Origin of the sequence: Streptomyces sp. SID3212 (genome assembly GCF_009865405.1) — a bacterium.
Classification (GTDB): domain Bacteria; phylum Actinomycetota; class Actinomycetes; order Streptomycetales; family Streptomycetaceae; genus Streptomyces.
The window spans coordinates 1-12,228 of sequence record NZ_WWJY01000070.1; the positions used below are offsets into that span (position 1 = coordinate 1).

At 72.6% G+C, this 12,228-nt stretch carries 9 protein-coding genes; 6 read left to right on the plus strand and 3 right to left on the minus strand.

Annotation, left to right across the window (positions count from 1 at the left end; translation table 11 throughout):
• Positions 1-1,397: serine hydrolase (locus GT042_RS02435; RefSeq protein ID WP_161307044.1), on the minus strand; the 1,397-nt coding region annotated here is incomplete at its 3' end.
• A 139-nt stretch (positions 1,398-1,536) separates the two neighbouring features.
• Here GT042_RS02435 and GT042_RS02440 point away from each other — a divergent pair.
• A complete protein-coding gene (locus GT042_RS02440; protein ID WP_161307045.1) occupies positions 1,537-2,643 on the plus strand; it encodes an ionic transporter y4hA in 1,107 nt (368 codons plus the stop codon).
• Positions 2,644-2,683: 40 nt separating this feature from the next.
• Here GT042_RS02440 and paaK read toward each other — a convergent pair whose 3' ends face one another.
• Positions 2,684-3,967, minus strand: a complete 1,284-nt coding sequence (paaK, locus tag GT042_RS02445) for a phenylacetate--CoA ligase PaaK (protein WP_161307046.1) — start codon at positions 3,965-3,967, stop codon at positions 2,684-2,686.
• Positions 3,968-4,142: 175 nt separating this feature from the next.
• On the opposite strand from paaK, the gene GT042_RS02450 reads away from it, so the two are divergent.
• The 5 genes from GT042_RS02450 (at position 4,143) to GT042_RS02470 (ending at position 10,565) form a co-directional block, all read left to right on the plus strand.
• The gene (locus GT042_RS02450) at positions 4,143-5,663 is read left to right on the plus strand and encodes an alpha/beta hydrolase (RefSeq protein WP_161307047.1); all 1,521 of its coding nucleotides are present in this window, start codon (positions 4,143-4,145) and stop codon (positions 5,661-5,663) included.
• Between the two features lie 112 nt (positions 5,664-5,775).
• Positions 5,776-6,018 (plus strand): DUF397 domain-containing protein, encoded by a 243-nt coding sequence (locus GT042_RS02455; RefSeq protein ID WP_161307048.1) that lies wholly within the window; start codon positions 5,776-5,778, stop codon positions 6,016-6,018.
• A gap of 211 nt (positions 6,019-6,229) precedes the next feature.
• Entirely contained in the window at positions 6,230-6,730 is a 501-nt protein-coding gene (locus GT042_RS02460) for a hypothetical protein (RefSeq protein ID WP_161307049.1), read from the plus strand.
• Positions 6,731-6,948: 218 nt separating this feature from the next.
• On the plus strand, positions 6,949-9,219 hold the full coding sequence (locus GT042_RS02465; RefSeq protein WP_237530411.1) for a glycoside hydrolase family 95 protein: 2,271 nt from the start codon (positions 6,949-6,951) through the stop codon (positions 9,217-9,219).
• A 233-nt stretch (positions 9,220-9,452) separates the two neighbouring features.
• Positions 9,453-10,565, plus strand: coding sequence for a chemotaxis protein (locus GT042_RS02470; protein WP_161307051.1), 1,113 nt, complete (start codon positions 9,453-9,455; stop codon positions 10,563-10,565).
• A 102-nt stretch (positions 10,566-10,667) separates the two neighbouring features.
• Here the strand turns inward: GT042_RS02470 and GT042_RS02475 are convergent.
• A partial coding sequence (locus tag GT042_RS02475; RefSeq protein ID WP_161307052.1) for an N-acetylmuramoyl-L-alanine amidase occupies positions 10,668-12,228 on the minus strand: 1,561 nt, incomplete at its 5' end.

Consider the following 12,228-nt stretch of genomic DNA (forward strand, 5'->3'; position numbering starts at 1 on the left):
TCCACGGACGCCTCCAGGAACACCACGTCCGCCCCGGGCTCGGCGTCCCACCACAGGTCGGCCTCCAGGACGGCCGGTCCGCCGGCGAGCCGCAGCGGCGGCAGGGTGAGCGTGGCCGGGGCCCCCACGTCCGCCGGATCGCGGAACCACGCCGTACGGCCCCGACGGGACCTGACCGGCACCGCGCGCGCCAGCAGGTTCGCCGCCGCGACCCTGGGGGCGCTCCCGGAACGCCAACCGCGCACGGGATGCACGGCGTTGCTGAGGAGGACGAGGAACGAGTCGGTCGTCGGGTCGAGGACCAGGCTCGTACCGGTGAAGCCGGTGTGCCCCGCCGAGCCGGGGGTGGCCAGGGCGCCCATGTACCAGTGCTGGTGGAGCTCGAACCCCAGACCGTGGGCGTGCCCCGGGAACGCCGCGTTGAAGTCCGTGAACATCAGTCGCACCGACTCGGGCCGCAGGATCCGGGCCCGCCCGTACGCGCCGCCGTTGAGGAGCGTACGGGCGAGGATCGCCAGGTCCCAGGCGCGCGAGAAGACCCCGGCGTGCCCCGCGACCCCGCCGAGGCTGTACGCGTTCTCGTCGTGGACCTCGCCCCGGACCAGCCCCCGGTCGAGCCCCGACCACGGCGGACGGGAGTCCTCCGTGGCGGCGATCTCCGGCTTCCACGAGGCGGGCGGGTTGTAGCGCGTGCGGCGCATCCCGAGCGGAGCGGTGATCTCGTCGTGGAGCAGGACATCCAGCGTGCGAGCGGTGATCCTCTCCAGGATCAGCTGGAGCGTGATCAGGTTGAGGTCCGAGTACAGGTAGCCGCCGCCCGGCGGATGCGCCGGGGACTCGTTCCACAGGATCCGGAGCTTTCCCTCCCGCGTCGGCGCCCCGTACAGCGGGACCCACGCGCGCAGCCCGGAGGTGTGCGTCAGCAGCTGACCCACCGTGATGTCCGCCTTGCCCCCGGCCCCGAACTCCGGCAGATACGCGGCCACCCGCGCGTCCAGGTCCAGTTCCCCGCTCTCGATCCGCCGGACCGCCAGGATCGCGGTGAACAGCTTCGACACGGACGCGAGGTCGTAGACCGTGTCCCCGGCCGTCGCGATCCGCTGATCCGCCGGGAACTCCACCCCGGTGGCGGTCCTCTCGTCGTACGCCCGGTAGCGCACCGCCGTCCCGAGCGCCCGGTGCAGCGCCACCGTCCCGCCGCGCCCGGCGAGGACGACGGCGCCCGCGTACCAGGGATGGACGGGCGAGGGGCCGAGGAACGCGGTCGCCTCCGCGACCAGCCGTTCCAGCGGCGCCGCGAGCAGCCCGGCCCGCGCCGGGGAACCGTGCCGCAGGGTGGTCCGCCGCCGTAGCCGGGGCGGGACGGCGTCCCCGGCACCCCCAGCGTCCTCCGCCATCCGGCAGCCTCCTTCAGCCTCCCCGGGAGGCTCCGTCAGCCTCCCGGGAGGAAGGCGGCAGTGAGGCAATGAAACCCCCGCGTGGCGTACGGCGCAGCCCGCCGCGCGGTCCCCCGCCACCTCTGGCAGCGTGACGCGCATGAGGACAGGCACCGGCATCCGGGCACTGACGTCCCGGTGGACCGTGGTGGTGCCGCTGATCGCGGTGGTCGCCCTGGTGTTCAGCTGGGGACGCCACGTGCCGCCGTACGCGGTCGGGCTGATCGCCCTCTGCCTCGCCGGAGCCGTACTCGCCGCCGTCCATCACGCCGAGGTGGTGGCCCACCGCGTCGGTGAGCCGTTCGGCTCGCTCGTCCTCGCCGTCGCGGTGACGATCATCGAGGTGGCGCTGATCGTCACCCTGATGATCGACGGAGGCCCCAAGACCGCCACGCTCGCCCGGGACACCGTCTTCGCCGCCGTCATGATCACCTGCAACGGCATTCTCGGCCTCTGCCTGCTCGTGGGGGCGCTGCGCAGCAGGACCGCCGTGTTCAACGCGCAGGGCACCGGCGCCGCGCTCGCCACCGTCGCGACCCTGGCGACGCTCACCCTGGTCTTCCCGACCTTCACCACGAGCCGCCCGGGTCCCCAGTTCTCCACCGAGCAGCTGGCCTTCGCGGCGGTCGCCTCCCTGCTCCTGTACGGGCTGTTCGTCGCCGTACAGACCGTGCGTCACCGCGACTACTTCCTGCCCGTCACCCAGGAGGGTGAGCTCAAGGAGGAGGACACGCACGCGCCGCTGCCCACGCGCCGTGAGACCACCGTGAGCCTGGTGCTGCTCCTCGTGGCGCTGATCGCCGTCGTCGGGGACGCGAAGGCCGTCTCGCCCACCGTCGAGTCCGGGGTGGAGTCGGCCGGGCTGCCGCACGCCGTCGTCGGGGTCGTGATCGCCCTGCTGGTGCTGCTGCCGGAGACCATCGCCGCCGTACGGGCCGCACGCCACGAGCGCGTCCAGACCAGCCTCAACCTGGCGCTCGGATCCGCGATGGCGAGCATCGGGCTGACCGTCCCCGCGATCGCCTTCGCCACGATCTGGCTGGACGGGCCGCTGGTGCTCGGGCTCAACGCCGTCCACATGGTCCTGCTCGCCCTGACCGTCGTGGTCGGCGCGCTGACCGTGGCACCCGGCCGGGCCACGCTGCTCCAGGGCGGGGTGCACCTGGGTATCTTCGCCGCGTTCGTGTTCCTGGCCATCAGCCCGTGAGGCCGGGAACGGCCCCGGCGTACCCGCCCGGCACCCCTGCTCAGTCCCGCAGATCCACGATCCGCTTGATCTTCCCCACCGAACGCTCCAGCGTCTCCGGATCCACGATCTCCACCGTCACCGACACCCCGATGCCGTCCTTGACGGCCGCCGCGATCGCCCGCGCCGCGTCCTCCCGGACCTCGGGACCGGCCGGGGCGCGCGCCTCGGCCCGTACCGTCAGCGCGTCCATCCGCCCTTCGCGCGTCAGCCGCAGCTGGAAGTGCGGGGCGACCCCCGGCGTACGGAGCACGATCTCCTCGATCTGGGTGGGAAAGAGGTTCACCCCGCGCAGGATCACCATGTCGTCCGTCCGGCCCGTGACCTTCTCCATCCGGCGGAAGGTCCGCGCCGTCCCGGGCAGCAGCCGGGTGAGATCGCGCGTCCGGTAGCGGACGACCGGCATCGCCTCCTTCGTGAGCGACGTGAAGACCAGCTCGCCCTCCTCGCCGTCCGGCAGCACCTCACCGGTGAACGGGTCCACGACCTCCGGGTAGAAGTGGTCCTCCGAGATGTGCAGGCCGTCCTTCGTCTCCACACATTCGAAGGACACGCCGGGACCCATCACCTCGGACAGGCCATAGATGTCGACCGCGTCGATCGCGAACCGCTCCTCGATCTCCCGCCGCATCTCCTCCGTCCACGGCTCGGCGCCGAAGATGCCCACCCGCAGGGAGGTCGTCCGGGGATCGACGCCCTGGCGCTCGAACTCGTCGAGCAGCGTCAGCATGTACGAGGGGGTCACCATGATGATCTCGGGCTCGAAGTCCTGGATCAGCCGGACCTGGCGGGCGGTCATGCCGCCGGACGCGGGAACGACCGTACAACCGAGCCGCTCGGCGCCGTAGTGCGCCCCGAGGCCGCCGGTGAACAGCCCGTATCCGTACGCCACGTGGACCGTGTGCCCGGGGCGCCCGCCGGCCGCCCGGATCGCGCGGGCGACCAGGTCCGCCCAGGTGTCCAGGTCCTTCTCGGTGTACCCGACGACGGTGGGCCGTCCCGTGGTGCCGCTGGAGGCGTGGATCCGCCGTACCCCGGACCGCTCGACGGCGAACATCCCGAAGGGGTAGTTGTCCCGCAGATCGGCCTTGGCGGTGAAGGGGAAGCGGGCCAGATCAGCGAGCGAGCGACAGTCCTCCGGCCGCAGGCCCGCCTTGTCGAAGGCCTGCCGGTAGAAGGGGACGTGGTCGTACGCGTGCCGCAGGGTGGCCCGCAGGCGCGCCAGCTGGAGTACGGCCAGCTCCTCGCGGCCGAGCTGTTCCGCCGCGTCCAGCAGAGGTGTCATGGCGTTGTTCTCCCCGGTCGAGATCCGGACGGCCGATCGTCCGGTGGACGACCGATCATTCGGTCGATCGGTCCCGGAGCCAGTAATCCAGGACCGCTCCCGGCCGTCAAGGGGGGTGTTCACCCGGCGCGGAACGCCGTTGGCACGATCGGCGGGGGACCGGGAGGATCGGACCATGCCCACCTTCAGCGCGTACGACGGGACGGAACTCGCCTACCACCTGGTGGGGGAGGGAGAGCCGCTGGTGTGCCTGCCCGGCGGCCCCATGCGGGCGTCGGAGTACCTGGGCGACCTGGGAGGACTCGCGGCGTACCGGCGGCTGGTCCTGCTCGACCTGCGGGGCACCGGCGGCTCCGCGGTCCCGGCGGACCACGCCACGTACCGCTGCGACCGGCAGGTCGACGACGTCGAGGCGCTCCGCGCCCACCTGGGCCTGGAGCGGATGGACCTGCTCGGCCACTCGGCGTCCGGGAGCCTGGCCGCGCTCTACGCGGCGCGCCACCCGGAGCGGGTGCGCTCCCTCACCCTGGTGGCGCCCGTCGTCCCGGCGGCCGGGATCGGGCCGACGGGGGAGGATCAGCGGGAGGCGATGGCGCTGCGCTCCGCCGAGCCCTGGTACGAGGCGGCCTTCGCGGCCTCCGAGGAGATCGCGGCCGGCCGGGGGACGCCCGGGGCATGGGCGGCGGTCACGCCCTTCAACTACGGACGCTGGGACGACGCGGCACGGGCCTTCTCCGCCGCCTCGGACGGCCAGATCAACCCGGAGGCCGCCGCGCTGTACTCCGCGGCGGGCGCGTTCGACCCGGCCGCGACCCGGGCCGCGCTGCGCACGCTGGACGTACCGGTGCTGGTGCTGGCGGGCGAGCTGGACGGCGGTCCGCGCCCGGAGCGGGCGCGCGAGCTGGTGGAACTGTTCCCGGACGCTCGGGAGGCGGTGGTCCGGGGCGCGGCGCACTTCCCCTGGGTGGACGAACCGGGCGCGTTCGTCCGTACGGTGGCGGCGTTCCTGGACCCGGAGGTGCGCGGCGTCGACGTGGACGGGGTACGGATCGCCTACCGCACGTGGGGCGAGCCGGACGCGCCGCCGGTGGTGCTCCTGCACGGCCGGTGCGGAAACAGCCTGGACTGGACGGAGATCGCCGGGGAGCTCGCGCGCGACCGGTGGGTCGTCGCCCCGGACCTCAGCGGGCACGGCCTGAGCGACTGGCCGGGCGGGTACGGGCTGGTGCGCTACCGCGACGAACTGCGCGGCTTCCTGACCGCGCTCGGGCTGACCGGGGTGGACGTCGTCGCCCACTCGATGGGCGGCTTCGCGGCGTACCTGCTGGCGCAGGAGGCGCCGGACCTGTTCGGCCGGCTCGTCCTGGAGGAGAGCCCGCCGCTCCTCCCGCTGGACCCGCCGCGCCCGCCGGCCGTACGGGAGGAGGGCGAACTCGACTACGACTGGCCGCTCGTGCCCGCCGTGGACGCGGAGCTGAACGCACCGGACCCGGCATGGCGGGAGGGGCTCGGCCGGATCACCGCGCCGACGCTGGTGATCGCGGGCGGCCCCGACAGCCATGTCGCGCAGGAGAAGTTCAGGTGGCTGGCGGAACGGGTGCCGGGGGCCCGGCTGGTCACGATCGACGCGGGGCACCTGGTCCACCGCACCCGCCCGGCCGAATTCCTGGCGGCGCTGCGGGAGTTCGGCATCTGAGCGGGTCCGTGCGATCGAGGGCCGCGGTCCGGGTGCCGTGCCGTCGCGGCCTGTCCGGGACCGGCGGCGGTCGATAGTCTGGCCCGGGACGACGCAGCGGGAGGAGCAGGACGTGGCCGAAAGCACCACCACCCATCAGCCGCTCACGGGCTGGAACAAGCCGGAGCTGGACCTGAGCAACGCGGACTGGCGGTCGGGCAGCCAGGGCAGGGGTGATGTCCAGATCGCCTTCGTCGAGGGCTTCATCGCGATGCGCAACAGCGGCAAGCCGGAAAGCCCTTCGCTCATTTTCAGCCCCGCGGAATGGCGGGCCTTCGTGATCAACGCACGCGAGGGGGAGTTCGACCTCACCTGACAGGGTGCGGTACGGAGGAGGAGACCCCGGGAGCGGGCGCGGCGCCCCGCCCCCGCGGTCCACACCACCAACCCCGTCCGCACCACCCGCCCCACCGGTTCGATGCGGCCGGAACGCGCCCTCCTGAGCCCTCCCGGAGAACGCTCTCCAAGGCTCTCTCGCTGTTCCCACCCGGCTCCGCCGGGGTGCCGTGAACCCGTACCATGGTGGGATGTCCTTTCTCCGCCGCCGCAGCGCCGCCACACCCGCGGGCCCGGACTTCGATGTCCTGGCCATGGATCCGGGTGACTGGCCCGGAAACCTCGGGGCCGGTCTGCTGCCCGCCCCCGACGGCAGCTGCCAGGGTGTCTTCCTGCGCTACGACCTGTTCGGTGGCCGAGGCCCCGCGATGATCATCGGCAACCTCCCCGAGGGCTCCCCGGCCCGGGAGCTGCTCGACGGCCAGATCCCGTTCGAGGTGGCCCAGCTGCTGCTGGCGCTGGAGAACGAGGAGCCGGTCGAGGTCGTCGGCGTCGAGGACATGCCGGTCATGCAGGGCGACAACCTCATGATCGTGCGCCGCCTCAAGCTCTCCGAAAGCCGCATCTCCTGCGTGCAGTTCGACCGGAGCGACAACGTCCTCGTGACGATCGCCAGCTGGGACCGGCCGATCACCGACGATCTCTACGCGCTGCTCAAGCCGCTTCCCGCGGAGCTCTTCCAGCAGGGCTGAGCACTGCCCCGCGCCCTCGGGCGCCCTCCTCCGCGCCACTCCTTCCCGCGCCCGCCGTTATCAGCTCCGCCCCGCACGCGGAGCTGATTTGTCATGTCTATTGCCAAATCAGTCATCGGACTTTTACCGTGCTGGCCATGACTCCAGGGATGAGCCGCAGAACCACCATCAAGTCCGCACTGGGAGCAACGGGCGCTATCGCACTGGGAGTTCCGGCAATGGCCGGAACCGCAGCCGCCGCCGACCCCTCCGATGATTTGACGCTCTGGTACCAGACCCCCGCCGCCGACTGGGAGCGGGAATCCCTGCCCATCGGCAGCGGAGCCCTCGGCGCGAGTGTGTTCGGGACACTCGCCACCGAGCGGCTCACGTTCAACGAGAAGACGCTGTGGACCGGCGGTCCCGGCGCCGCCGGCGGCTACGACCACGGCAACTGGACCGCGCCCAGGCCGGGCGTCCTCGCCTCCGTCCAGCAGCGTCTGGACACCGAGGGCAGACTCACCCCCGAAGCCGTCGTCGCCGAACTGGGCCAGCCGAAGCACGGCTTCGGCTCCTACCAGGTCTTCGGCGACCTGGAATTCGCGGTGCCCGGCGCACCGGCCGCCCCCGACGCCTCGTACCGGCGCTCCCTCGACCTCTCCACCGCCCTCGCCGCCGTCTCGTACACCCACCAAGGCGTCGCGTACACACGGGAGTTCTTCGCCTCCTACCCCGGCAAGGTCATCGCGGGACGGTTCACCGCGGACCAGCCGGGCAAGATCGCCTTCACCCTCCGCTACACCTCGCCGCGCCAGGACTTCACCGCCACCGCGAGCGGCGACCGGCTGACGGTGAAGGGCGCGCTCCAGGACAACGGGCTGCGCTTCGAAGCACAGATACGGGTACGGACCGAAGGCGGCAGCGTCCGGGCCGGGACGGACGGCACCCTCACCGTCACCGGCGCCACCAGGGCGTGGTTCGTCCTCGCCGCCGGCACCGACTACGCCGACACCTACCCGCGCTACCGGGGGAGCGACCCGCACGCCGCCGTCACCGGCTCCGTCGACGCGGCGGCCCGCCGCTCGTACACCGATCTGCGCACCCGCCATGTCGCCGACCACCGCGCGCTGTTCGACCGGGTCTCGCTCGACATCGGCCAGGAACTCCCCGACCTGCCCACCGACCGGCTGCTGGCCGGCTACACCGGCGGGACGACCCCCGCAGACAGGGCGCTCGAAGCGCTCTTCTTCCAGTACGGGCGCTATCTGCTGATCGCCTCCTCCCGCGCGGGCTCCCTGCCCGCGAACCTCCAGGGCGTGTGGAACAACGTGACCAACCCGCCCTGGTCGGCGGACTACCACGTCAACATCAACCTCCAGATGAACTACTGGCTGGCCGAGGTCACCAACCTCGCCGAGACCACCGCCCCGTACGACCGGTACGTCGAGTCCATGCGCGCCCCCGGCCGCCGCAGCGCCCAGGAGATCTTCGGGTCGGGCGGCTGGGTCGTGCAGAACGAGACCAATCCGTACGGCTTCACGGGCGTCCACAACTGGGCCACGTCCTTCTGGTTCCCGGAGGCCGCCGCCTGGCTCACCCAGCAGCTGTACGACCACTACCGCTTCAACGGCTCCACCGAGTACCTGCGCACCACCGCCTACCCGGTGATGAAGGAGGCGGCGGAGTTCTGGCTCGCCAACCTCCGTACGGACCCCCGGGACGGCACGCTGGTCGTCACCCCCAGCTACTCGCCGGAACAGGGCGACTTCACGGCGGGCGCCGCCATGTCCCAGCAGATCGTCCACGACCTGCTCACCAACACGCTGGAGGCCGCCAGGACCCTCGGCGACGCCCCCGCCTTCCGCACCCGGCTCCAGGACACGCTCGCGCAGCTCGACCCCGGGCTGCGCGTCGGCTCCTGGGGGCAGCTCCAGGAGTGGAAGGCCGACCTGGACAGCCCCACCAACGACCACCGCCACGTCTCGCACCTCTTCGCGCTGCACCCCGGCCGGCAGATCCAGGCCGGCAGCGAGTGGGCCGAGGCCGCCAAGGTCTCCCTGACCGCGCGCGGCGACGGCGGGACCGGCTGGTCCAAGGCATGGAAGATCAACTTCTGGGCGCGTCTGCGGGACGGGAACCACGCCCACAAGATGCTCTCCGAGCAGCTCAAGAGCTCCACCCTGCCCAACCTCTGGGACACCCATCCGCCGTTCCAGATCGACGGCAACTTCGGTGCCACCTCGGGGATCGCCGAGATGCTCGTACAGAGCCAGCACGGGCCGATCGAGATCCTGCCCGCCCTTCCCGCGTCCTGGCAGGACGGCAGTGTCACCGGCCTGCGGGCCCGCGGCGGCGCCACGCTCGACCTCGTCTGGGCCGGAGGCCGGGCCACCCGCGTCACGCTGCGCGCGAGCCGTACGGGAGACCTGACCGTACGCAGCACGCTGCTGCCGGGCGGCGAGCGCAGGTTCCGGGCGACGGCGGGCAGGACGTACGTCTTCCACGCCTGACGCCTGACGCCTGACGCCTGACGCCTGACGCCCGGCTCCACCCGTCCCCGCTCCACCCGTCCCCGCTCCATCCTGTCCCCGGCCGCCGCGCGTGGCCGGGGACAGGCGGGCGGGGCCACAGCCGCCGACCTGCGGGACGCCGCTCCCGCGCGCAAAATGGATGGACGTATGGGGGCCTGCGCACCGGCCGGCCGTCCGCCCGCTGCCGGACCTTCATCGAGCGAAGGGACAGCATGGACAACAACGCTCTGACGCCCGACGTCCTGCGGGAACTGCGCACCCCACGCCCCTATCCCGCGGTGTCCCTGACGATGCCCACGCACCGCCACGACCCCTACCACGACCAGGACACGGTACGGCTGCGCAACCTCCTCGCCGAGGCGTGGCGCAGGCTGGAGGCCGAGCCGGGTCTCGACCGGGCGGGCAAGGCCGCCGTCAAGAGCCGGATCGGCCGGGCCGTCGCCGAGGTGGACCTGCGGCAGACGCTCGACGGGCTGCTGATCCTCGCCGACACCCTGGACTACCGGATCTGGTACCTGCCCCGCGAGGTCCCCGAGCAGGTCGTCCTCGGCGACACCTACCTCACCCGGAACCTGGTGGCCGCGACCGCCCAGTCACGCCCGTACTGGGCGCTGAGCGTCGCCGCCGACCGCGCGACGCTCTGGGACGGGTCCGGAGACACGCTCCACGAGCACCGCGACGACGGATTCCCGATGACCCCGTCCGAGGACACCTGGGACCCCGAGCGCGAGGAGCGCGTCGGCGACCCGGGCGCCTTCCGTGACGAGGAGATCCGGCAGTTCCTGCGGTCGGCCGACCGGGCCATGGGGTCGGTGCTGGCCCGCCACCCCCGGCCGCTGTACGTCGTCGGCCTCGCGCCCGCCCTCGCCCTGCTGGAGGACGCGGGCGGCGCCACGCACTGCGCGGTCGGCCGGCTCGTCAAGGGCGGCCTGGCCGACGGGCCCGCGTCCCTCCTGCGGCAGGAGATCGAGCCGGTGAGGGCCGCGCACGACCGGCGGGAGCAGCGCGAGCTGTTCGACAAGCTGGACGCGGCCAAGGGACGCAGGACCTTCGCCGCGGGCCTCGACGAGGTCTGGGAGTCGGTACGGGAGAAGCGCGCCGAAGTGATCGCGGTGGAGGACCACTACCGCCAGTCCGTCCGGATCAGCGAGGGACATCTGGTGCCGGTGGAGGACCCCGACGGGCAGGGCCCCGGCGTGCGCGTCCAGGACGACATCGTCGACGAACTGGTCGAGTCGGCCCTCGACGGGGGCGCCGAGGTGGTGTTCCTGCCGGACGACGCGCTCGCCGGGCAGGACAGGATCGCCGCCGTCCTGCGCTACTGAGGCACGGCGGTCAAGGAAGGCGAAGGCACAAGGAGGACAGGGGACCGGGCGCCGTCGGACCCCCACAGGCTGACGGCGCCCGGCGTTTCTGTGGTCCGGCGGTCAGTGGCCCGACGGGCGTCCCGACGACCGCACGGTGACGTCGGACGCCTTCACATAGGCGATCCGGTGCCCGTACTGGATCTCGTAGTACTGCTCCTTGCCCCGCACCACCTGGTGACCCGCGGTGGCGAAGGTCGTCGCGTACAGGTACTCACCGGGCACCTTGTCACCCACCACGTACCGCTGTCCGCCGAGCACCTTGTACGGCAGCGGGGACACGGCCTGCACGGGGACCCCCGCCGGATACGCGGACGCCTCCGGGTAGGCGCGCCCGTACACCGGCACCTCCGCGAGACCGTCCTTCGGCGTCAGCACCGAGGCCTCGGCCCCCACCGCCGTCGGCCGCTTGCGGGGATTCTCGAACCACGCCTTCTGGCCGAGGTACCAGACCGCCGTCCAGTCGCCCTGACGCCCGGCGACCGCGAACTGCTGGCCCGTCGAGGCCCGCGCGCCGATGTCGTTCACCCCGGTCGTGGAGTCCTGGCCGCCGGGCCGCAGCCCGATGTCCTTCACCAGCGGCGCGTTCGCGTCCGGCGCCGTGCGCAGCCGTACCGCCCCCGAGCCGTGCGGCGCGCAGGCGTCACCTGCCGTCACACACCCGGTGTACGACGGCTGGTGGGCGGCGTAGTCGGGGCGGATCGTCACCACCCCCGCGTCCGCGCCCGCCGTCGCCTTGAACGGCTTGCCCAGCAGCTGGAAGTAGTGCGCCCAGTCCCAGTACGGACCGGGATCCGTGTGCATCCCCGGGACGGTCGCGGCCGTCGGCCCCGGAACGGTGTCGTGCCCCAGGATGTGCTGCCGGTCCAGCGGGATGTCGTACTTCTCCGCCAGGTACGCCACCAGCCGGGCCGACGTACGGTACATCGCCTCCGTGTACCAGGCGTCCGGCGCGATCAAGAAGCCCTCGTGCTCCAGGCCCACGGACTTGGCGTTCGTGTACCAGTTGCCCGCGTGCCAGGCGACGTCCTTCACCGGCACGTGCTGGGCGATGTGCCCGTCCGACGAGCGCAGTGTGTAGTGCCAGGACACGTACGTCGGGTCCTGCACCAGCTTGAGGGTGGTGTCCCAGGAGCCCTCGGTGTCGTGGATGACGATGGAGTCGACCGTCTGCGACGCGGGCCGGTCGGCCTTGTCGTGGTTGCCGTAGTCGCCCTCGCCGAACTCCGTGTACGGCGCCGGGATCCACTCGCAGGCGACCGTGCGCGGGCACTCCGTCCCGGCCGCCCCGGTCCTGCGCAGTCCGAGCGCCGGCAGCTGGGACGTGTCGGGCGCGACCGCGGGCACGGCGCGCAGCGCCACCCGCTGCCCGTTGTCCGTGGTGCGCCGCTCGCCGTCCCTGATCACCGCGAACACGTCGTTCGCGTACGTCGCGGCGGTCGCGGAGTCGTCCGCCCCGGAAAACTGCGCGACAGCCCCGTACCAGTCGCCAGGATCGCCGCCGAGCGGCCTGCCCAGCTCACGCTGGGCGGCGGCCAGCAGCGCCGCGCCCCCCTCGATGTTCGCGGCGGGGCTCTCCCGCAGCTCATTCGCGGGCCGCCCGGTGAGGCGGGCCGCCCGGTCC

Excerpts from the sequence above, each read along its gene's own strand:
- GT042_RS02440 (WP_161307045.1), top strand. The coding sequence starts at position 1,537 with ATGAGGACAGGCACCGGCATCCGGGCACTGACGTCCCGGTGGACCGTG.
- GT042_RS02450 (WP_161307047.1), top strand. The coding sequence starts at position 4,143 with ATGCCCACCTTCAGCGCGTACGACGGGACGGAACTCGCCTACCACCTG.
- paaK (WP_161307046.1), bottom strand. The coding sequence starts at position 3,967 with ATGACACCTCTGCTGGACGCGGCGGAACAGCTCGGCCGCGAGGAGCTG.
- GT042_RS02465 (WP_237530411.1), top strand. The coding sequence starts at position 6,949 with ATGGCCGGAACCGCAGCCGCCGCCGACCCCTCCGATGATTTGACGCTC.
- GT042_RS02460 (WP_161307049.1), top strand. The coding sequence starts at position 6,230 with ATGTCCTTTCTCCGCCGCCGCAGCGCCGCCACACCCGCGGGCCCGGAC.
- GT042_RS02470 (WP_161307051.1), top strand. The coding sequence starts at position 9,453 with ATGGACAACAACGCTCTGACGCCCGACGTCCTGCGGGAACTGCGCACC.